Here is a 25,927-nt window from a genome sequence, read left to right as displayed (position 1 = left end):
CCACAAATCCTAAACGACCGCCAGTCCGGCGAATCCTGACGATGCTGATTCTGGGACTCGGCCTGGCCGGATCGCAACTGGCTGCGCAGACACGTCCCGCCAACGACGACGTGGCCAACGCGAGTCCGATCACGATCGTCTCCAACTACGTATCGGATGCCGCGGGAAACGTCATCTTCCAACGACCGGCCCATCAGGCCAGTTTCATCGCACCGGTAGCTGGGTCCACCCTGGAACCGGGCGAAGCCAACCACGCTGGCGCCAACCCCGTGGGCAGCGTTTGGTACGCCTGGACCGCACCAGAACGCGGCACCCTGCGCATCACCTCGAACCCCAACATCCCCAGCGTGCTGGGACTGTACACGCTCGGACTCTCGCCAGTCGCCGCCACCACCAGCGGGACGCTCTCTGCGACGGTCAGTTCCAACACCGCCTATCTCGTGGTCGTTGCCAATCCGGCGGGGACGTGGGCCGACGTTCCGGTCGAATTCAATTTCTTCCCGCCGCCACCCAATGATCTTGCCGCCAACGCCACGGTGCTGCCCGACAGCCTCACGGTAACCAACGTAAACGTCGGGGGCAGCGTCGAGCAGATTGAGCAGATACTCCACGAGTTCACCGGCTTCAATTACGACGCGACGCAGGACGTGGGGGATGCGTCGGTGCGTAGCGTTTGGTATCGATGGACTGCTCCGAAGAATGGGTTCTTCTACGTCTGGTTTAATTCCAGCACGTCGATGCGGCTGGACATCGGGACCAACGCGCCGCCCGGCTTCACTCCAGTCGCCTCCTCTGGATATGTGAACGGTTCGTCCGCCGTTTCCATTCGCTGCGCTGCCGGGCAGACTTATTACCTTCGCACCTACGTGGACAGCGTTTCCTACACCGGCGGGTACAGCTTCCGGATGACCTATTATGTCGAGCCTTCCAACAACAACTTCGCTCGGGAACGGCTCATGCCCCTGATCCAGACAACGCTGTCCGGCGATCTAGGCGACGGCGTCGTCATATCTCAGCCCCTTTACACTGGAACCTGGACCGAACACACGCAGGGAGCCGACACCGAGGCGGGGGAGGTTGATTCCTACTGGTCGGTTTGGGACCGCATCCCCGATATCGGAGGCAATCTCACAGTCACGCTCAACAGCACCGCCTCTCCCTTCTTTCGACTCTATTCGGGCGGCACTCTGTCCACGCTATCCCAGGTCTCGTGGATGAATGGCATCACCTCCTACACCCAGACCTGGTCGCTTGCGAGTGGAACGCCCTATCATATCCGTCTCTCGCCCAACGGAACGTTCTGGGAGTGCGCGTTCGAGCTCCATGCAACCATTTATCCCACGCCGGCCAACGACAACTTCGCCAACCGCCAGCCCCTCAGCGCGGTGAATGTGCGAACCAATTACCTGAACTGGGACGGGCAGGCCATCGTTCATTATGTGGAGGACTACGCTCTGGTTGGCGGCCTGCAACTGGGCGCCTCCGTGGAATCCGGGGAAGGCAATTATCCCTGGTCGTCCTGGCGCTCCATTTGGTACTCGTGGATTGCCAATCGGGCCGATCCGGTCATCGTCTCCACGCACGGCAGCATGCTTCCCGGCGGCACCAATGCTTTGAACACCTGGCTCTCACTTTGCACCGGAGACGCGGTCAACGCGTTGACCACGGTCGCTTACAACGACAACGCCGACGGCCTGTCAACCAGCCGAATCAACTTCACGCCGGTTCCGGACACGGAATACAAGATCAAGATTGATGCGTTCACCGCGCCGGGCTTCACCAAGCTGCTGGTGGCGCAACCGCGGCGGCACTCCAACGACCATTTCACCAATGCCATCGTGCTGAGTTCGACAATTCTTCCAGCCCCGGCAGGCACAAACTCTCAGTTCACTCTGTATGGCGCCCATTACAACGCCACAGCCGAGACTGGGGAGCCGAACGGAACCGCTACCCTCTGGTATCGCTGGACAGCGCCCGCGTCCGGACCGGTCATGCTGAAGTTGATCACGCCCGGCATCGGGACCCACGCGGTCTCAGTCTACACCGGCGACGCCGTCAACGCACTGGTCAACCGGGCCAACAGTTCCGTGTACGCTGACGGCAATTCCTACGCGAGTTTCACCGCTGATGCCGGCGTCACTTACCACATCCAGGTGCGCGGAAACTCGGGTGCTTTCCGCCTGGACCTCAATCAAAAAGACAGCAGTGTGCCAGCGGCCACCGGCAACGACAATCGCGCCGAATCCTATGCCCTGTTCGCAGACTCGGCCAACACAGCGGTGCGCAGCAGTGCCAGCGGCAACGCCCGCGATGCCACACTCGAAGCAGGAGAACCGGACGCGATCACCGCCCTGCAGAACGCCGGAGCGGAGTTCAATGACAACTACGCGATTTCGGGAACCAACTCTCTCTGGTGGTCCTACACCACGACGGACAACACCAACCTCAGCCTGGTCATCTACAACAACCAGTTGACCGCCTGGTATCCGCTGCACACAAAATGGGGCAGCCCGCTCCAGGAATTGCTCTCCGCCGGGAGCATCACGATCAACGGAAGCGCCACCTCGTCGGGCATCACCTACGGCACTGGCGGAGTGTACATGGCACCCGACGCCAGCCAGTGGTTCACAGTTCCCAAACACCACGGTCCAAAGTTTCGCATGGAGTTTTACTACACCTACGGCGTGAGCAGTGGATCCACCTATAACACCGTAATGGGGTCGCCTTCTTCCAGCTATCGGTTCGTCGAGGTGCGCAATTCCGATCGGATGCTGGGTTATTACAGCGGCGGCTTTTATTCCTCCGGGATCAGTCTCACTCCGGGTCGCGAATATTACATCGCCGTTGAGTGCGACGTGAACAAGCTGACGCTGTGGGTGGACGGCAACAAGGTGATCGACCGGGCCTCCATCTGGAGCGTCGACAGCTATTATCTCTCCTACATCGGAACCGGCAACGGCCAGAGCAAGTGCGGCGGCACGCTTCGCGATCTGCGCATCTATGACGGCTTGCCCGTCGCGCACACCACCTTCGCGGCGTGGCAGGGAGAAACGTTCAAGGGCACCGACGACGATGCGCTCATTTTCTTTAGCAACCCGGCGACCACTTACGACCTCAGCGTCATCCCGTTGACGACCAACTCGCTGTTCAACTTCTCCGTTTATGAGCGGGTGTTGCGTGCCGGCAACGACGATCCTTGGGCGGCTCAAGACATCCTGCTTGGAACCAATGTCACTTCTTATGCGCTACCCAACGGCACGGTTTGGGTTACCAACGTTGTAGGGAACGCGACCGGCAACTCCTGGGGTGCGTCACGCTATAACGGCGAGCGTGACCGGATCAGCACCGGATGGGACACGCTATGGTACAAGTTTACGGCGACCAAGTCCGGGACCACGATCATCACTTTGTCTTCAACGAACCGGAACGCTCTGGCGCTGTATCCTGCTGCGGACCACTTCAACACGATTACTTACAGTTCAGCAGCCTCAGCCAACAGCATGCAATTCACGTCCGCGGCTGGGACGACCTATTACCTCCAGGCCAGTTTCGAGTACCGGCAACCGTTTCAGATGACGGTGACTCAACCCGAAATGCCGGCGAACGACGATTACGCGGACTGGCAGTCAATTGACTTCTCGCAAGTGGTGTTGACCACGAATGTGCCCAACGGAACGGTGACCGCAACCAATCTTGCGGCGCGGATTGCGGCCTGGAATGACAACGCCACGTTGCAGGCTTCGGAGCGCAACATCGGTTATGACAACGGCAACAGTTATTCGTCGGGCCGGACTGTCTGGTGGCGCTTTACCGCGCCGGTCAACGGCTGGTACACTTTCGACGCGACCAAATCCACCTTCAAGGCACAGGTCGGCCTCCACGCCAGTGGCGACGGAGTGACGAGCGCTTGGGATTACGCCAATGGCACCGGCAAACTGACTGTGTTCCTGACGGCGGGCTCTGTGTGGGAACTGGGCATCGATGGCATCAGCGGAGCCGACGCCGGTTACGGTGGCGTCAATCTGGACGTGGACTGTGGAACGTCTCCGCCGAACGACGATTACGCGAACTGGTTTCCGATCGGCTTCAATCCTGTCCCGATGAACGTCACCGCACCGAACGGCACGGTTTACTACACAAACTACTCAGCCCGGATCGCGGCCTGGAATGACAACGCCACGCTGCAATCTTCGGAGCGCAATCTCGGCTATGACAACGGCAACAGTTATTCGTCGGGCCGGACGGTCTGGTGGCGCTTCACCGCGCCGGTCAACGGCTGGTACTCCTTTGATGCGACCCAATCCACCTTCAAGGCGCAGGTTGGCCTCCACGCCAGCGGCGACGGAGTGATGAGCGCATGGGATTACTCTAATGGCACCGGCAAATTGACTGTCTTCCTGACGGCGGGTTCGGTCTGGCAGTTGGGCATCGATGGCATCAGCGGCGCCGATGCCGGCTACGGCACCATCAATCTCGATGTGGACTGTGTCACCGCTCCCGGCAACGATTCCTTTTACAGCCCGACGAGCGTGGCTTGGGCCACCAATGTTTCCTACATCGAGTTGCCGAACGGCAACGCGATGGTGCGCAACTACACGATGGCGGTGGCCGGCCAGAGCCTCGGGGCCACTTTCGAAAGCGGCGAATACAGCTTGGCCAACATCACGGGGGTCAGCATCTCTGGACGCTCCGTGTGGTGGAATTTCACCGCACCCGTCAGCGGTCGCCTGACTGTGGACACGACCAAATCCGCCTACAAAACCCAGGTCGGCATCAAGTCATCGTCAACTGGCATCGGGAGCAGTAGTTGGAGTGGCTACTCGGGCAACGGCAAAGTCACCCTTTGGGTGACCGAAGGCAGCCAATACCGGATCGTAGTGGACGGGACCACCACCGACGTCGGCTGTGGCAGCGTGAATCTCGACCTCTTGCTCCAGGAGCCGGATTCCCACAACAATTACCCCGGTCCATTCGTCGCGTTTACGACCAACATCACGACTGAAACGATCGCCGAGTTCACCCTCACAAATTATACCTACACCCTCCGTGAAGCAGCCCACAACATCGCGGCGAGCATGGAAGCCGAAAGCAATCCTGCCAACTGGCTCGGAGGCTCCTACACGGGCGGAACGCTGTGGTGGAATTTTCTCCCGCCCGCCTACGGTGGACTGACGGAGGTTTCGCTGGCAGGGACTCCGCTCAACACCATTCTGCGCGTGGGCAATCTCTCCAGTGTGGGATCCAGCGCCGTCGTCGCGGTCAACGATGATTACTACGACCAGAACGCCGCGGTCAGCTTCTACGCCACACAGAACCAGACCTATACGTACAAGGCGCAGGTGGACACGAGAGCCGTCGTCGGACAGGACATCGGCGGGATCAATTTCAATATCGACGTTCAAGGCGCCCCCGCCAACGACCTGTACGCGAATCGGGCGGGCATCACCCTGACGGGCACGAACCAGTTGGGAAACAAGAGTTGCAGTTTCACCCGGCTGGCGGGCAGCACGACCATGGCTTGGAACGAGGGTGAGAATTTTGGAAGCTGGCTGTCGGGAGCCGCCGCCAACCGCAATCTCTGGTACAAATTCTCGCAGCCCCAGGACGGCGTGATGGAGGTTACGGTTGAAAGCCCAGCCACGCACGCGGTGGCTCTTTACACTGGTTTCAACTCCACGCCCTCAGCCTATGCAGCCGGCACGAATGTCACGGTGGCACGGTGGATTAACGCGAACACCGAATACACGATCTGTGTCGATGGGCAGCAACCTGGACCGTTCGTCATGAACGTGAGGTTTTTCCCCGGTTATCCGGCCAATGACGCGTTTGTCAATCGCATTGCTCTCACCAACGAAATAACCAGCGCCGGGACTTTGGAAGCGGCCACCCGGGAGAGCAACGAACCGGGCTTCCACGGCAACAGCGTTTGGTACACGTTCACGCCCGAATGCACGGGAATCCTCACGATCGACACCGAAGGCAGTCCGGCTGACACCCTGCTCGCCGTTTACACAGGTTCCGTCCTCAACGGGCTTTCGCTCGTGGCCCTGAACGACAACGCCGATGGCCAGACCCACAGCCGCGTGCAGTTTCCGGCAACCGCAGGAATTCCGTGCCAGATCGCTGTCAGCGCCGCGTCCGGCTATGCGAGTTTGTTCCAGATCACAGCGCGCATGAGTTGCGCCGACGGAGTCGCAGCCCGGCCGGGATCCGGCACATTCATCGAGCCGTTCGGGGTCCGCTTGAGCAACCCGGCGAACCTCCCGATCTACTACAATCTCAACGGAGGACCGCTTGAGACCTACTCCGCCCGGCAGATCACCTACACGAACCTGACCAACGCCAGTTTCGATACGGATGGACTCCCGCAGAAGACCAGTGCCAACAACTGGGATGGCGGATTTGTTTCCGCCGAAGCAAGCGCCGGAGACGGTTATGCAGAGGCCGTGATTGCCGACGCAACAACCCACAAAATGCTGGGCCTGGACGCTGTCGACTCGGGCAGCAGCTACACGGATATTCAATACGCGCTCTACTTCCGCAATGACGGTCTGGTGGATATCTACGAGAACGGCACGGCGATCCGCACGAGCATCAGCCGTTATACCGCGGGGGACGTCGCCCGCGTCGAGCGGAAGGGCGACCTGATCTATTACAAGCTCAACGGAACGATCGTGGGAACCTCATCCTCCCGATCCACTGGACCCCTTCACCTGGACGTGGCGCTCTGGAACATGGGCGGCAAAATCGGTCCGTGCTATTTGGTTGGCAGGACCACGGAGGGCGTGGACCTCCCCAACCCAGGCATTCAGATTACCCAAGGCGACGCCGGAGGGAACGTTGCGCTGGCTGCCTTCGTCTCGGGCGGCCCCACGAATACTTGGCACTATAAGCTCCAGTCCCCCAATCCTGTCGTTCTCCGGGGCAAGCCCATCACCTGGACGTCTGTCTACGGGCTGACCAACAAGGGTATCGGCGTTCAAAAATCAATCTCGACCAGTGCCTGGGACAGCGGCGCCATCTCCGCGGAATCTTCGAGCGGCGACTGCGCGGTGGAATGTGTGATCAACCGCAGCCCGTACCTCTCCGCCGGGGGAGCGTACATGGGCATGCACTTCATGATGGGGCTGGATGAGGTGGACTCGGGCTACGGATACGGCGACATCCAGTACGCCATCCACACGTCTTCGCCCGGTTATGGAACGACCTACGCCTACGTCTATCAGAACGGCAGCCAGCGAGCGAACATCGGTCCGGTGGTCGAAGGAGACCGGCTGCGGGTGGAGCGCCGCAGCGGGACCATATACTATTACGTCAACGACCAGCAGAAGTACTCCACAGCTGGCGCGGGGAACACGCCGCTCCATGTGGATGTTGGCATCCACTACCCGGGGTTCTCGCTTGAGAACGTCACGTTCTACCGCGAGGAGGATCCGGCGCTTTATGTGCTGGCGCAAGCCGCCAACGAAGTCCGCTACACACGGGCCGCCTGGCCGAGCACTTCAGCATCGGTTACCGGCGGCAGCCCGGTGGCGATAAATCCAATTGTCCCGCCGGAGACCAGCAATTATCGGTTCAAGAATTTTCGAACGGGGTTCGCGCCGAGCGACGAACTGGAGATCAATTACGTCTCCGTCGGGACCAAAGTGCAGGCGCCGGAGTTCGTGGTGCCCGGCCCGGTGATCACCGCACCCATCGACATCGGGCTGCGCTCACCCTCCGGCGTGGGCGGCATCTACAAGATCACTTTCCCGGACGGTTCGCTCACCAACATTTTGAGCACGGCGACCAACGTCAGTTTCGCCGCCAAAGGCAGTGGGATCTACAAAGCCCAACTGGCTTTGCTCTCCGGCAACACCACGACAATCACCAGCACCAATCTCCTTTTCGTTGTCTCCGATCTCGTCGTCACGCCAGAGTCCAGTTCCTTCGCCACGGCGCCGCTGACCGTCACGGCCAGCCACACGTGCCCGATGAGCATCTTTTATACGTTCGCCACGAACGGGGGGGACATTCCCTACACCGCGCCCCTCCAAATCGGGGCGAGCAACGCGACAGTCCGGTTCATGGCCACCCGCTCCGGATTCAGTCCCCAATTCCTTTCCCGCACCTACACATACGCGCCGGACATCGTAGTCACGCCATCGGGACAGTTCGCCAACGCCACCATGTTCGCCATAAATGGCGGAGGCGACCTGAAATACTCCGTCGCTGATGGATCTTGGCAGACGTACGAGGGACCGTTCACGCTGGACGGCATAGCTGATGGCAGCGGAACCATCCGGGCCTATTCCACAGCAGGCACAGAAACCAACGTCACCGCCGTTTCCTTTAAGGCTGCAGCCCCAATTGTTACGCCGGTGAGCGGCCAGGTCAGCGGGCCGTACACAGTTTCGGCAACATCGGCCACGACCAACGCCAGCATCTATTACGCAATCGGAGACCAGATGGGAAGCATGCCCGCTCTGGCAGACGCCACAAACCTCTTTACGGCCGATCTAAACTTGGAGGGATCCCGCACGCTCATTTTCGTGGCTCGCAAGGCCGATTACCTGGACAGCCAGCCGGTGACAAACAGCTATGCGGCGAAAATCGCAATGCCCCGGTTCGTGACCGAGGCAGACACTTTCCCCGGGCCGGCCACGATCACGGTAGAGTCCGGGGACAATTACGGCGGTCAGTTCATCCTGACCGCACCGGGCGGATCCATCTTGATGTCCAGCACGACCGGAACGAACAACACGGTCACATTCACGATCAACGAAACCGGAGAATATGCTCTCATCATGCGCCGGATCGGTTCCATCGATTCGGATCCGGCCACGAACACCTACAGCTTTGAGATCACGGACGTCGTGCTGAATCCGCCGGCCGGCCCGTTCTACAATCCCTTGACGCTTTATTACACGTGGGACTCGATCAATCCGAAGCCGGTGACCATTTATTACACGCTCGACCAGTCGGTGCCGGTGCCCGGACAAGCAGGCGACCTGCCCAATTTGCTGACCAACCCGGGCAACGATCTGGCGCTGGTTGGAGGCAACATCCCGGGCTGGACGGAAGTCGTGGGGGCCAACTGGACCCAGCGCAGCGGAGCGCCGGTGCCTCACTCGGGGAATTATTATTTCTTCGCCGGCGTGGCCACCAGCGCCGAGTTGAGGCAGGACGTGGACGTCAGTTCTTACGCGACCGATATTGACGCTGGCCTCGTCACCTTCGACTTCTCCGGCTACGTCCGCAGCTACGGCGACGGTGACCGGTCCCGGATTGTGGTCGAGTACCGCGACACCGCCAACACCGCGGTGCTGGGGCAATACGATTCCGGCGACTACAGCCAGAGTACGACGTGGCTGCAGTTGACCGATTCCCGCGCCGCGCCGGTTGGAACACGCTACGTCCGGGTCCGTCTGATCGCCACGCGCGCAGCCGGCAGCAATTGCGACGGCTATTTTGACACGCTCTCGCTCACCGCGCGCCTGGCACAGCCCAGCTCAACATTCCGATACACCGGACCGTTTCCTCTCACCAACACGACCACCGTCACGACTCTGGCCCTCCGGGACGGGTACCAGTCCAGTCTCTTCACCAATCTCTACACGTTCATGCCGGCGATCACGGTGGACCCCGCGCCCGGCGTTTATCACAATCCGATTACCGTGACCTTGTCCGGGCCGGCGGGATCAGAGTACAAGATCAACAATGGCAGTTGGCAGAGTTACACCGGCCACTTTCCCCTGACCGGCATTGGCAGCGGAACCGTCAATGTGTGGACCAAATATCCGGCTGGGCCGACCAATCAGGCAATTTACGTGTTCCGCGTGGCGGACCCCGACGTGCAGCCGCCCAGCACGTCCTTCCCGGACGAGCCGCCAGCGACGCTGACGATAAACGCATCGGATTCCACGGAGGGCGCCGTCATTTACTACGCGATGGGAGATGTTTCCGGAGGCAACGCCTCAGCCAGCGCGATCACAAACCTCTACACAGGCCCCATCACGGTGGCTTCGACACGGCAGTTCATTTTTGAAGCGCGCAAGAATGGATACCAGACCAGCAGCCAAATCATGCGCACGTACTCCGGGCGACTGCCCGCGCCGTACTTCATCACGGCGGAGGGAACGTACTACGGCCCATTGAGCGTCTCCGTCGGCTCGACGCTCTCGAACACGCCACAGTCGTTTGTCCTGACTTATCCCAGCGGCACGGCCGTAACGAACAGCGCCAGCAGCCACATCACCAGCTTCACGATCAACGAGTCTGGGGTCTATCAGCTCCAGGTATTCAAATCGAACTGGCTGCCTTCGCCGGTCGCGAACGCGACGTTTACCTTTCAATGCGCCGATCTTGCAGTGACGCCGCCCAGTCAGACTTTCAGCGACCCGTTGCAAGTGGTCGCCTCACGCGGTGGCAATCCCAAGCCGATGACGATTTATTATACCGTGGATGGCACGGTCCCCAGCGCGGCCGGGCAAATCGTCAATCCCGGTTGCGAAGAGGCTCTGGCCGGCGGCGATATCCCGGGCTGGGTGAAAGCCTCGGGCAACTGGACGCGCTCAAGCGGAAGCGCTTACGAGGGGACCTATTATTTCAACCCCAACACGAGCGGCGGCAGCGCGGAGCTTTACCAGGACGTCGATGTTTCGGCCGACGCTGACGCCGTCGATGCTGGCAATGCGGTGTTTGTCTTTTCCGGTTATGTGAAGTCTGGAGGCGACCAGGCCCGCACCATCGTCGAGTATCGCGACGACGGCGGCGTGGTCCTGAGCCAGTACGACTCCGGCAACTATGCCGGAACAACCTGGCAGCAGAACACCGACACACGCACGGCGTCGACTGGCACGCGCACCGTTCGCGTGCGCCTGATCGGGACCCTCACTAGCGGCGGTTGGATCGATGCCTGGTTTGATGCCATCTCCCTGACGGCACAGTTGCCCGCAATGGGGAGCACCTTCATTTACACCGGTCCGATTACGGTGACCAACACAACCCACTTCCGGTTCATGGGCACGCGCCAGGGATACCTTTCTCAATATCTGGATCGGCAATACACTTACGCCCCCGGCCTGGTAATCAGTCCTTTGTCGGGTACCAACCATCAGGCCATCACGGTGACCATGACACCTTACAACACCAACTCGGCCATCTACTACCGCATCAACGATGGGCAATGGATGCCATACGCCGCGTCCTTTGGGCTGGATGGCGTCTCCAACGGTGTTGCTGTGGTCCAGGCTTACACGATTACAGGACCGGTGATCAGCCCTACCAACACAGTGACCTACACCTTCAAGGTCGCTGACCTCGCCGTTGAGCCAGCCAGTCAAAGCCCGCCTGTGTCCGTCACGGCCACTACAACAACGCCGGGGGCGAGTGTTTATTTCGCTATCGGCAATGACGGCGGGGAAACACCCGGCATTTCGGCAATTACCAACCTGTACCGGGGACCGATTGGTGTCAGCAATACCCGAGCGCTCATATTCGAAGGGCGCAAGGACGGGTATCTCTTCTCCGATCGAGTCACGCGCATCTTCTCGGGCGTCCTGCCTTCACCGCAGTTCGTGACGCCTTCGGGCACGTTCACCAACCAAAAAGCCATCACAGTGAATTCGGGACTCGAAGGTTACGGCGCCACGTTCCAGTTGTTGACGCCAAGTGGAGCACTGGTCACTTACGCAAGCAGTTCCGATACGGCGCTCATCAACATCAACGAATCGGGCGAGTGCCGGCTGACCGCCACCAAGGCGAACTGGCTGCCGTCGGGCAGCGCTACGCGCAGTTACAATTTTGCGGTCGGCGATCTCAAGGTGACGCCGCCAAGCGGGGCGTTCAGTTCCTCGAATCTGATCGTCACCGCGCAAAGCAGCATTTCCAATCCCAGACCGCTTAGGATTTACTACGGCACGGACGGGAGCATTCCGACCACCAACTCGACCCCTTACACCGGGAGCATCACGATCACCAACGACACAACGATCCGCTGGCTGGCCACACGCGATTATTACGCGCCCCAATATGCCACCAACACTTATTCCTGGGTGCCGGGCATCACCCTGGACCCGCCGCAAGGCGTCTTCTCGAACGCCACCACATTCGCGTTGAGCACGCTGGCGGCCGGCGCGCGAATTTTCTTTTCCACGAACACGACCGATTGGCACGAGTATTCCGGACCGATTGCGATGGATGGGTTCAACGCCGGGACAGGCACACTGCGCGCGACCTACACCAACGCCAGCGGGTTCGGTCCAACCAACTCTTTTACGATCAGCTTCGCGGCCGCCACGCCCGAAGTCTCACCGACCAACCAGACGGTTTATTCCAACCTGACCGTCACGGCGTCCACGGTCACCACTGGCGCGCACGTGTATTACTCGCTTGGCGCTTCAGGCTACGACACCGTCAATCTCACCAACCTCTATACGGGACCGGTCACCGTCACCAACCGGAGCTTCATGACTTTCCAGGCCCGAAAGATCGGCTATCAGAACAGCGCCAGCGTGCAGCGGAAGTACATCCAGAAACTTCCGAGACCCACGCAACTGACCACCGGCGATTATACCAATTGGGTCACCGCGTTCGTCGAACTGCCGCAGCCGATCCCGGGCGTTTCCATCGTGGTGACGCATCCGGCGGGAACGAACGAAACCAGGGGCGTGCCCCTCTCCAGCAGTACTGGCAAGCCGCTGGGCAATTACACTGCTAATGCGACGGGCGAATACATCGTCAGGGCCACGGCAACGGACTGGGAATCATCCGATGCGATCACCAATACGCTGCGGTTTTACGTCCGGGACCTGAGCACGCCCGCTGATCAGTTGTTCAACACACCCGTGTTTCAAGTCCCAGCGGTTTCCTCACTCTTCCCGATCAATCCAAAACCGTTGATCGTTTACTACACCACCGACGGGAGCACACCCGACACGAATAGCACGCTCTATACGAGTCCGGTGCCGATCAATGCGACCACCACTTTCAAATGGCTGGCGATGCGTGAAGGTTATTATCCGCAGACCCACACCAACACGTACACCTCTGTGCCGCCGCTGGCCGTCACGCCTCAACCGGGGACTTATTCCAATGCGATCACCGTCACACTGACCTCGCCAAACAATGAACCGGTTTTCTTTTCGGCAAGCGGCGGGCCTTGGCAAGCCTACACCGACCCGATCACCTTCGATGGGTCCTTGCCGGGCGGGCCGCCAGGGATCCTTTCATTGCAGGCCATCTATACCGGTGGCACGACCAACTTTTTCAATTATCTGTTTCAAACCGACCCTCCGGTGTTGACGCCTCAAGACCAGGTCCTTTCCACCGGTCCAATCACTCTGACGGCGGCCAACGGAAACACCATCGGAGCCCAAGTCGTGTATTTCGAGGGAGACGCCGGCGGCGGGGCAGCCAGCACAAACCGGCCGATGATCGCGTATTCCGAGCCCATCACGGTTTCCGCCAGCCGGTCCTTCCTGTTTCAGGCGCGAAAGAACAATTATCAGCCCAGCGCGCCGGTCCATCGCACATTCACCAGCCAGTTGCCTGCCCCAACGGTGCTGACCCAGCCCGGCACGTTCACTGCGCCCGTGCAAGTGCAGGTTCAGTCCGGACTGCCCGGTTACGGCGGAATCTACCTAATGACCCATTCTGGTGGCCCGTCCGGCGAGGACTGGATCACCAACAAAGTCACCACGGAGTCGCCGTCGGTATCCTTCCAAATCAACGCCAGCGGGACATACCAATTCCAGATGCAACGCGCCGGCTGGCTGGACAGCGATCCGGTGACATGGAACGCCACCTTCAATGTGGCGGATCTCGCGGTAACGCCGGCCGGCGGTCTCATCAGCATTCCCAACACGCCGGTCACGGCCAAGGGAGGCAGCAATCCCAAGCCGCTGAAGATCTTTTACACGCTCGATGGAACCGTTCCCACGACCAACTCGGCCATCTACGCCCAGCCGATTCTGGTGAATGAAGACACGACGATTACGTGGCTCGCGATGCGCGATGGCTACAATCCGATGATTCAGACCAATTCGTATGTGTTCGTGGCCGGTGTGGCCATCAGTCCCGTCGCAAATTCCTACAGCAACGCCACTGCTTTCACACTCACGCCACTGGGACCCAGTGACCGTATTTATTACCGGACCAACCTGAGCGACTGGCTGCAGTACACCGGTCCGTTTACGCTGGATGGCACCGCAGAAATCCACTGCTATTCACAGCTCAGTACCAGGAACAGCATTACCAACCAATACACCGCGACATTCAAAGTGGGTCCGGTGACGGTGTCGCCCGGGAACCGGGTGTTCGCAAACTCCTTCGACATTGTTGCGAACAACGGCACCACCAACGCTGCGATCGTTTACAGCCGCGGCAATGAAGACGCCGGTCCGCCGCCACGCAGTCTCGCGTGGATCACGAACATTTACACCGGCCCGATCCCTCAGACACCCGACAACAGTTCGTATTACATCTTTTCGGCGACCAAACCGGGCTACACCGCCGCCGACTGGGTGGACCGCATTTACAATGCGAAGATGCCACTGCCCAACTCAGCCCTCGGGACAAACCTCCAGATCTCGGCGCCCACCCTCAACACGCTGACCCTGTTCCGTCCGAGCTACGTCTGGAACTGGACCACCAATTACGCAAACCGAAAGCGCATCAATGGTTCGGTTCAACCCTTTGTCAATGTGACCTACATCCATCCAGGCACCTATTGGTACTATGCGCAACGGAACGGCTGGGCCGATTCGGATTACCTGCCCGTGACCGTCACGCTCAAGCAGCCCGACAATTTCGCCGAGCGCATCGATCTGACACTGCTCTTCCAAGGCGCCACCTACAACAACGGACAAGCGCCGCAAACTTACGGCGCGCTGGGCGACATCAGCGGCGCCACGCGCGAAGACAACGAGTGGGATGGCACCTTTGAGGATGAGGGGATCATCACCACCGATGCGGCCCGCGTCACCTCGCTCTGGTATCGTTGGGTGGCGCCAACCAATGGCCTGGCGCAGATCAATGTCTTCAACAATTACAGTGGCGCAACCAACCACTTCATCTACGGGGTTTACACGGGCGACAATCTGGCTGGTCTCAGCCCTGTCTTGCTGGCTCGCCAGCCCACAGAGTTCATGGCCGTGGCCGGGACCGAATACAGCATTTCAGTCAACAACGGTCTGTCGCCTGGAGATGGAGGAGAATTCCAGGTTCAGATCGAGTTTTACCCGACGCCATTGAACGACCTCTTGACCAACGCGATTCCGATCTTCGCCGGGCAAGTCTATTCGGCCTACACCCATGCCGCCACCAATGAAACGGGCGAGATCAGCGGGAACAGCACGTGGTGGCACTTCAGCACGTTGCAAGGTGGCACATTGGAAGTGCCGCTCACGGCGGGTGTGGAAGCGACGCTCTGGCAGGGCGAGAGCACCGCCTCTCTGACTCAGATACCGCTGCAATATCACACGGCGACCGACTATCACTTCCCGGGAATCACGACCAACAACTATTTCTTCGTCCTGCCCACCAGCGGCAGCTACAAACTTCGGGTAGCGGGCACAAAGGCGATCTACAGCTTCGCACCGAAGTTTCACCTGGCGCCGCCGCATGACGATTTCCCCGCCACGGTACGACTGCCAGCCGGCGTCCAGGAGCAGCAGGACAATTATCTGCTCTCGGCCGTCTCATACGACTCGACGACCCTGGGCGCCACTTTGCAGACGAGCGAACCTTCCAACGCGTGGCCGACGACAGTCTGGTATCAATGGACGGCGCCCGAAAGCGGTGACCTGGACATCAGCGTCGGGCAGCTCTTCCTGTTTTCGACTCCGGGCTTTGGGACCACGCTGGTCAGCTGGCAATCCCAGCCGGTCGAGTTTCTCACGATTCAAGCGTTCACAGGGAACAACTTCAGCGATCTGGTCGAACTGCCGCACGCGGACAACAAGGATTCATTTTCATCGTTCACACTGATGCCGAATTTTGATACCGAAGACCCCGCCACGAACGCCACGGTTGCCGGTGCGCCCATCGCCGACACCTACACGGCCCTGTTTGCGGGCAACGTTGCCTACACCACGTATCGCGAGGGCTGGTGGCGCTGGCGCGCTCAATTCAACGGCGACGCCTACCTCACCAAACTGTTGTCGCCGCGAGGAACCTCCTTCTTGATCGACGTCTTCACCGGAGACCGCTATGAGGACCTCCTGCCGCAATATCTTTATGCCCACTACGCGGGAGATTCCAGCATGGCCCCGCAGAGTTATTTCCACGCTACGATGGACCAGGTTTACACGTTTCACGTGCAGTTCGGGAATCGTCCGGCAACCAACGATAACTATTCGTTTAAGATCGAACCCGAAACTCTCTCGCGCGCCTACGTGACCAAAGGTCAACTGGTGTACTTCCGCGTCGCCGGCCTGGGATCGCCGCACCGCATCAAGCTCAACCTGACCACCCGCGCCAGCAACGACGATTTCAACGACGCGATGGTGATCCCGTTGCAAACGGCCACGTACGAGAACGGCAGAAAAGCCGTCGGCAGCACCAAGGGCCGTCTGGTTGGCGCGACCGCCGAAAGTTTCGAGTCCAACCAAGTCCACTCCGTCTGGTACAAGATCACTTCCCCAATATCCGGTCACGGCCGCGCGCGGTTGACGGGAAATTATTCCACCTTCGTCAACGTCTATTCCGGGAACGATCCAACCGACCTGGTCTCGCTCAACCCGGAGGACTTCCCACTCACGCCCGGCACGCAGTATTTCATCCGGGTGTACGACCTGAGCATCCAGAACTACACGCTCGACATCATGCTTTCCGAGCAGCCCGCCAATGATCTTTTGACTGACGCGCTGCCGCTGGAACGGTCCACCTTCAAGGCGTTCACCGACCACGCCACGATTGAGTCGGGCGAACCCATCAAGCCGCAGAGCATCGGCGAGTCCGTGTGGTGGCGTTACGCGCCCAGCCTCGACGGCACCATGGTTGTGGACTCCGCTGAAAAGACGGCCTGCCTCTGGCAAGGAACCAACCTGCTGCAATTGGTCGAGATCACCAACAACGTGAACGGCCGAATCGTCGAGTCTCTGGCCAGAAACCAGGACTACCGAGTTTCGTTCGACACCAGGCCAGGCAAGCTGGAAGGGGATTTCAACGCCACGGCGGCCTATTACGTGCTGCCGGCCAACGACGATTTTGTCAACGCGCTCGAAATCACCAGCCGGCAGAACACCGTCTTCACGAACGGCATCCTCTATACTTATTCGCAGCGGGGCTACAATTACGGCGCCACCCGACAGCTCAACGAGCCTGCGCCCAACCAGCGTTCCGTCTGGTACACCTGGGTCGCGCCGACCAACCTGATCGTTTACGTCGCCTGCGAACTGCCGGTTTACGTTTACACTGGTGACAACGTCAGCGCGCTCAATCCGATTGGCGAAAAAGTCTTCTCGGCCGTCGCAGGTCAGACCTATCGCGTGGCGGTCTGCAGCGGGCCGTCTGAGTTCACATTGACGCTCAACGGCGCGCTGTCGGCCTACAACGACAATTACAATTCGGCCATTGCCCTGTCCGGCGCCAACTCCGTCAGTTTCTACACCTACGCTTCCAGCGTGGAGAGCTACGATCAACCCACCACCAACAGTTATTCGGTGTGGTGGACCTGGACTTCGGGCAATTCGACCAACCTGTTTGTTTATCCGGACAGCAAACGCGGACCCGACGATCCGGTGCAGGACTACTACCCACGGTTCTTCGCTTCGGAGATCAGGGTCATCGACATGGCCGGACAAATCGTCGGGCAAGGAAATGTTTCATTCGACCATCCTTATGTCGACGACTGGTCGGGACAGAAGTTCGTCCTACCGGTCGGCATCCAGCCAGCCACGGACTATCGCATTGTCATTCTTTCCCCGTATCCGACGCGGGGAATTCTGCGCGTCTCAGAAAAGCCATTGCCCATCGGTTGTCCGTTGGGATCCGAATGCAACCCGGACACGCCGTTGTGGACCAAGGAAGACAGTTACGTGAACGGGATCATTTATCGCAGTTTCCTCCTGGCGTACGGCGGCAGCGCCCCGGATCCCTATTGGTTCTTCACCCGGTTCCCCTGGTTCGAGATCGGCCGGGACAGCTACGGCAACATCGTCAATGACCCGCAAGGGTGGCTCACGTCGTCTCGCACCAACATCACGTTCCGTTTCGACGGGATGGACCGCCCCTTCACGGAGTACATGCCGGTTGTGGCTGGCAACGACGCAGACACTGTTCGCATCGTCACCGGCGCCGAGAATACGGGCGTCACGCTTCGAGATGTTCACGTCCCCTTCAACGACACTCGCGAACGGGCCGTAATCCCGCCGCTCAAAGTTGACACAACCCCTTCCTACAGCTTCTCGACTTACGACAGCGCTCGACATCGTTCGATGTGGATCTCCTACAACGAAATGGCTGGCACCGAAGAGGACGGTTATGCCGGCAGCGTGTGGTACCTCATGAGCATCCCCACTGCGGGCCGCTTGTTGATCGGCAACCAGACCGCCAGCATGCTGCAACTGATCCCGCTGAATGCGTCCCTCGAGGAGATGGTTGATACCAACATCGGCATTTACGACTACCACGCCGAAATGCTGCCAAACGGGACTGTCTCCTATCCGACGATGACCGAGCCGGTCATCAGCTTCCGAGGCAAAACTCCCGTCAACGGGTCCAACTTTCCTTACACCGAAGAACTCCGCTGGGTTTCCCCATTCTCAGGAAAGGCAATCGTCACGGTCAACCAGAGCAACGTTACGGTCAACGCCATCACTGCGCTCACGCAGTCATCCTCGACAGCGCAGACCATCGAATTCCAAGCCGAGCGCGGACGGCAATACCAGTTCATGATCGCCGGCAACTACAAGGTCGGCGGCAGCTCTTTCCAGTTGAGGCCGGAGATCCCCACCGTCGTTCCTGATGCACCGCTCGGCCAGCCGATCACCTTCGGGCCTTACGGCTCCTCCACCAGTACCCGCGAGGTGGCCGTCAATCCCGGTTACTACTACATCGTACAGTTCGGGGACTGGTCCACGGGCGGCATCGACGCGGATTTCTACGCCAATGTGTCCAACGACAACTTCGCCCAAGCCGCTCCGCTGACCGAGTGGAAGCTTACCCCGTACGGCAATGGCCGCATTTACAATCTGAGCTACCGCTACAAGCTGGGAAGCGCCACGCTGGAGCCCGGGGAACCGCCGCCGCCGGTTGGGGATCGCACGCTCTGGTTCACGTTCATCGCGCCAATGTCCGGCCAGCTTCAGTTTCAGGGCTGGGCCAACCTCTACTCGGGCACGAGCCTGAGCAATTTGACTCTGCTTTCTCGCAACGACATCTACAGCCGGCAGCCTTTCTTCGTGACGGCCGGGAATCAGTATTACATCCAGGCCAGCGGCTCCTTCGGCGGCAACAACGACGATACCGACAATTCCATCAACATCACCGAAGCGCCTTGGAATGATTACTTCAACGCGGCGGTGGCCATTGTGACCAACCGCAACACGATCACGAACATCAATGGGACCAACTATTATCTGTACGAGTTCACCGCGCCCGCCGGGTTCTGGCCCGCCGTTCAGGAGTCCTCGCCGGACGGGCCACCAAGGACTTTCTACATCCGCAACTGGTACCGTATCGAAGCGGAGGACCTCGCCGACATCTGGGTGTACGGCTGGAACAACACCTTCGACGGGGCATTCACAACCCCGGGCAACCACGCCTTCGCCGACATCAACATGGATATGCCGGTGAGTTTGCCAAATAACGATCCCTATGCGCAGACGGTGATCGTCACACCGGAATCGCGCGCTGAAGTGTTTCCGTCCGTTTGGGGCAGAAACGCGCTCGACATCAACGTGCCCTGGACGTGGAACTATGTCGCCCACCAGCAACTGGCCGAGGTCGTCACTAATGGGAGTTCCCTCTACGATGTTTCTTACAAAGGTATCAAGGACCCGCGTTACAAAGGATTGTTTGACCTCTCGGTATTCTCCATCGGCAACAACTTAAGCTACCTCTACGCCGTTCCGGGCAACCTCGTCGTGAAAGCCGGGGGGCAAGACCTCCGCATGAGATACGTGTTCGTCCTGAGAAAGCCGACCAGTGTGAAACTGACTCCGCTCTTTCCCGTCGGCCGCCAGAGCGCCGCCGAGACCGTCGAAGTCAAAGCTCAGCGCTTCCAACTGAACACGAACGTTTACACGTACCTTTCGACCCTGGAAGGCGGCGAGCCCAACAAACCCGGCACCGGCGGCGGGTCGGTGTGGTGGACACTTGATGCGCCGTACACCGGCTTTCTGCGTGTCAACGCCAACAGTGTTTATAACGGTTACAGTTGGAGCCCCACGCCGCTCATTTACATTTGGGAAGGGAACACGTTGTCCACGCTTAATGTCCTGGCGAGCAACTATACGACGGCCCCTTCGCTGGGCCGCGAGGTAATCGCCGCAGTCGTTGCGGGCCAAAAACTCTGGGTCAGCGCCGACCGGCAAGGTGATGGCGGGGTGTTTAACTTCACGGCCACTTTGGAGCCCCGTCCGCTGAACCAGGACCCCGATCACGCAACCGAACTGGTGGCCAAACGGACGGATTTCGAGAACGGGACCAACTGGGCCTACAACGCCGCCTTCACGATCTATCCGGTCAGCGGTGACTACACCAATAACGACCTGTGGTTCAAACTGCACGCGCCCGCCGACGCGCGGCTTGGGTCCGACGCGAACGCAAGTCTGCTGACGCTCTACGCCGCTCTCAAGCACGACCTTCGCATCACTCCGCCCAGCCGCGACTATTTGGGCGCCCTCACGCTCCGCATCGATACCGATGATCCCGCAGTCATCTATTACACGCTGGATGGATCCACGCCATCTCCCGGCGCCACGCCCTACACGGGACCGTTCACCATCACCAACTCGGTTGCAGTCAAGGCGGTGGCTTACCGGACGAACCGCACGGAAATCTACGCCACGGAAAGTTACGTCTATCACACGCCGCTCAGCTACGCCGTCCCGACCGGCACCAACAGCGGTCCCTACCTGCTCGACTTGGTCAACCCGGACAACGACGGGGCGACCATTATCTACCGGCAGGAAGGCGGAGACTGGCAGACTTACACGGGCTCCACCAACCTCGATGGCCTCGGAGATTTCGGCGACGGTTACGTTTATTTCACACGCGTCCTCAACGGGCAAACCAACCCCATCCAGTATGTGCATCTCCACTTCCAGATGCCGCCGCCACAGTTGGACATCACCAATGCGCTCATCGCTTATACCGAGAACGGACTGACGGTGAGCATCACCAACGTGCCGCCGGGCGCGACGGCTTCCTGGATCGACAATGGAACGGAAAGACCGTTGGTTTCCAACCCGGAGGACCCGAGCATTTGGCGGTTGTTCATTCCCATTTCACAGGCCGGCACTTATCAGTTCCGGCTCTCCAAGCCCGGCTACCAGCCCTCACCCGTGGCAGTCGGGGTTTACAGCGCTCAACCGATACCGTCACCGGACCCGCCGCAGTTGCAGCCAATCGCCGGAGGCACACAGGCGTCCTCCTCGTTTTCCGTCACCGGTTTGACTTCGGACTCTGTGCTCCAAATCCGATACAGCCAGTACCTCCGGAGTGCCGCGCCCGTTTCGGGCGGCACCCTGCTGCCAGCCACTCAAGATTACGTTCCGGGCTTGGGCGAGGAATACCGGCTGTCCAATCCGGGCTGGTATGTCACCGGTGCAGGCGACTTCAATGGCGACCTGTTCAACCACACGTGGGAGGCAGGCAAAGTTGACACCTACACACCGACCAACGGCCAGGTGGAACTCACCATGCCCTGGGGCAGTCAGGCGCAGCTGGTCGTCATTCGCACGATCTGGGGCCGCAGTACGGAGTCCGAACCCGTGACCGTGCCCATTACCTGGAAGATGCCGCAGCCGCAGTTCGTCGCCGTGACAAACGCGGCTGCCTCCTGGAATGGCACCAACTACACAAAGTCCTTTTACGAGCTCAGGCCGGCGCTGCGTCTGGGTGCCGTCCGTGTGTCTTACAACTCGTCGGTCGGGCCGGCGCAGTACGAGGAGAGCTTCGTTCCCACGCTGTATGCGCGAATCTATCCCGTGTATCTATTTAACGGGAGCACGAAGTTCTTTTACATGACCGACCCGTTTCACACTCGAGACCCGCAAATCGCCACGCCGTCGGAAACCCAGACCCCGATTACCACGTTTCTCGCGGCCTTTCTCACCAAAAAAGCTGACCCCGACTACGGTTTGTGGGCGTTTTGGATGGATCTGTACGGCGTCGAGGTCAATGCGCCCAATGACCGGCCGCCCGGTGTGTCGCCGCCTTGGGACCAGATGTTGACGTATGCCAACGTCATGTCGCTGTTCGACGGTTGGGTCAGCCAGGGATTCACCCGCATCCAGTCCGATTACCTGTATTGTTGTCCGACACTGGCGAGGACAAAACCTCTCATCCACGTCAAAGCGCCCGGCGGGACAGCGACCGTCGTTCAACTGCCGGTCTTTTACAATCTCCCGGGGATTTACGCACCGGCCAATATCGAACCTTCGGACCCGATGGTCATTCAAGCCCCGTAACCAGAAGACGACCCGAGTCGCTTCGAGTCGCCTTGAACGCACACCACTCCCGCCCGGCTGATTGCAATTCGCCCCTTCGACAGCCCCTGGGACTTACAATGAAGGAGGACTCTTGATGCACATCTGCTGGAGCTCGAAGAAGATCATGGACAAACGGCTTGGCATTCCCTGCGTGCTCGGCGCCGCAATTCTGGCGTTGGCGCAGGCGAATCTCCCCGGCCAGACGCCCCCGGCCGGACCGCACACCCCACCGCTCCCCGTGCCGGACTGGAGCTTTGTTTACATCCCCACCACTGCCGATCCCCTGACGGAAAAGCCGCTGCTCCCCTACGCGGATTTGATCAAGGGGTACGAGTACCTCATCAAAGCCCACGGCAATCCGGGGACTTACGATCTCAAACTCGATTTGAGAACGCTTCCCAACCACGACGCCTTCGAGAACGCCTTGCCGGTGATTTTTCCCCAGACGGGCAGCGCGCTGCCGCCGGTGAACTTCAAGCAGTACAACATCCACGCGACCCAGCAGGCAGCCGAGCCCACCGTTGTCTATCGCGGATCAACCCTCTGGTACATGTTGAACGCTCCGAACGGCCGGATGACGGTTACCCTCTCGACCGCAGGGTTCGCCAAGCCCCTCCAGAAACCCTACGTCACCATCTGGAAGTCCTCGCCGGACGGGCCACCAAACCTCGCCGACCTGTCCTTCTACGCCGAGAATCGCCTTCCCCTGACCAACAGCGTGGACCCGTACGCGTTCCTCTCCGAATTCAATATCGCCGTCCGCAAAGACACCACGTATTTCATGCGCCTGGATGCCGCGGAGAAGGAGGGGGAATTCTCTGTTCGGTGCTCGTTCCGCTACGACGCGCCCAACGACAATCTTTCGCAGGCGTTGGCCATCGCGCTCGCCGCGGTTCAGTACGACAACGGCATCCGTTACACGAATACGGTTCACGGCAACAACCACGGCGCCTCCACGCAAACCGGCGAGCCATTGGACCTCCAGCGCACGGTTTGGTACCGGTTTGCGGCTCCCGCAGCTGGTTACGCCAACATCTCGCTGGGCAGCAACACCAATCACAACGCCGCGCTATTCACCGGCCCTGCAACTGCCTTTTCGTTCGGACAGCTTGCGCGCGTCAACGCTCCCGTTCCGGTGTCCAAGGATCAAAACCTCTATGTCGCCATCGGCGGAGAAGAGGAAGGCGAATTCGATCTGCAGGTCAGCATCACCCAGCCGCCGGCCAATGATTATTTCACGAATTCCATACCGATGACCCAGTCACGACAGACCCTGATCTACAACTATTACTCCAAGCTGGATGAGACGCTCGATTATGCAATCTCCGGCGTGAACAACTCGCTGTGGTGGAACGTCACGCCGGTGGAGACGGGCACGCTCTCGTTGCGAAGTGTCGATGGAAATTTTTCGCAAGACTACTGGCGGCTGATGGCGCTGGACCAAGGCGCCGATCGCACCATCAATCCGGTCACGCAAAGCCCCGGCCTCAAGACCTTCAACGTCAATGCGGGCGAACCTTGCTTCCTGTGGTTCGCCGTTCCAAACGGCGAGATCGGCGAGGGCCAGCTCTCCTTTGAACTGTGGGCGAACCCCGCCAACGACGATCTTGGCCAACCCATCGACATCACCGATTTCACAACCGCGACCTACAGCAACGGTGAAGTGCGCAAGTATTCGCTGACGGGTCGTAACAACGGCAGCACCGATCCAGGCGAACCACTTCCTCATACCGTGTGGTATCGATGGACCGCCCCCGGCTCCGGCCACCTCGATACGACGATCTCATCTTCGGTGGTTTCCCTCCTCACCGGTTCCTCGACGGACGGGCCAACAGGAACCAACGCCGCGACTTTTCAAGCGATCACCACACCGACACTCGTAGCGCCCGGCCAGGTCATCACTTTCGCAGTCGGCGGCAACTACGACCAATACACTCTGGCCTGCGACTTCCGGCCCACACCCGACAACGACGAACCCACCGCGCCGATTGCGATCGTGCTGGGAGAAAAATACACGCTCTACACGCGCTACGCCAACCTGTCACCCGCCGACGTTGCGGGTGCCAGCGATATCTGGTTTACCTACGATCCCACCCAGTTCGCCGGCCCGATCGAATTTCGCCTCAATCCGGACGCCAACGGGAAACCGGTCACGCTGCAGTTGGCTCAAGCCGGACAACCCCTGGCCAGTCACACGTTCAACGATCGCGGTGAGGAGCCTTTTACCGTGGACATACCTCCCAACGGGCTGGTCACGGTCCGTGCGATCTGCGCCTTTGCGGACACCGACTTTGATTTGATCGCCACCTACCAGGCCATCAACGATGACTTCGCCAGCCGGATGGTGCTGACTCTGGAACCGCGTTCGTGGGGTGTCTCGACTCCGATGGGACCGGTGACCATGAAGGACTACTACCGCCGCGTCGTGGTCAACAACCGCAACGCCGGAATTGAATCTTCCGAGGCCGGCCCCAACCGGCAGGAAGCGGCCAGGCTCTCCGGCAAATCACTCTGGTGGGAGTTCACGACGCCAAACGAGTTCGGCACTCTAAGCATCAAGAGCCGGCCGGGTTGCCCGCCGCTGCTCTACCTGCTCACCACCGACTCCGTCATGCCCACCAGTCCGCTGGATTACTGCGCCTGGAATCGCATCGCCATCGGCAATCCGTGGTACTCCGGCGACCGTTATCCGGCCACCAGCCAGAGCGTCATCCTCAACGCCGAACCGCGCACCACCTACCGGCTGCGCGTGGACACGCAACTGGGTTACGAGGACCAGCTGATGGATTTCGACATCATGGTTGTGCCCTATCCACCCAATGATTTCATGCAACGTCCCACGCCTATCCCGATCCAGGAAACGACTTCGACCGGCACTTACAAGAACCGCTATCAGGTCAAGGCCAGTTCATATCAAGGCAGCGTCACGGGGAGCATTTACGGCGGCACCCGCCAGGCCATCGCCACGACGCTCGACGGTGACATCATCGAAACCTCCGCCATCTACGCCCGCTACGCTTCCAGTGTGCAGGACTTCCCCTACGGTCAGAGCACCTGGTTCAAGGTGCAAACTCCGGACGCGCGCAGTTACACCTTCACCACGTTCGGAAGTTCATTCCGACCGTTCGTCGCCATCAGCGATGGGTTTCCCGGTTACACCGGCATGAAATACCTGCCGGATGGCGGCCAATACATTTTGCAACCCAACAAGGATTACTACGTTCTCATCGATGCGTTGGTTCCCCCGACGCAATACATCAACTCCTTCGGGCGGCTGCCCACGCTGG

2 protein-coding genes are annotated in these 25,927 nt (G+C 59.7%); both read left to right on the top strand.

Going from position 1 to position 25,927, the window contains the following annotated elements:
* Window positions 1-41 precede the first annotated feature (41 nt).
* Window positions 42-22,619 (top strand): chitobiase/beta-hexosaminidase C-terminal domain-containing protein, encoded by a 22,578-nt coding sequence (locus tag IPH59_08565; protein ID MBK7091758.1) that lies wholly within the window; start codon window positions 42-44, stop codon window positions 22,617-22,619.
* 112 nt (window positions 22,620-22,731) lie between these two features.
* Window positions 22,732-25,927 (top strand): hypothetical protein (locus IPH59_08560; protein MBK7091757.1); only part of this gene is annotated, 3,196 nt, incomplete at its 3' end.

The organism is bacterium (genome assembly GCA_016708315.1).
Lineage (GTDB): Bacteria > Zixibacteria > MSB-5A5 > CAIYYT01 > CAIYYT01 > JADJGC01.
The sequence above is the reverse complement of the archived record's forward strand: the minus strand, read 5'-3'. Positions and strand labels throughout refer to the sequence as shown.

Excerpts from the sequence above, each read along its gene's own strand:
- IPH59_08565 (MBK7091758.1), top strand. The coding sequence starts at position 42 with ATGCTGATTCTGGGACTCGGCCTGGCCGGATCGCAACTGGCTGCGCAG.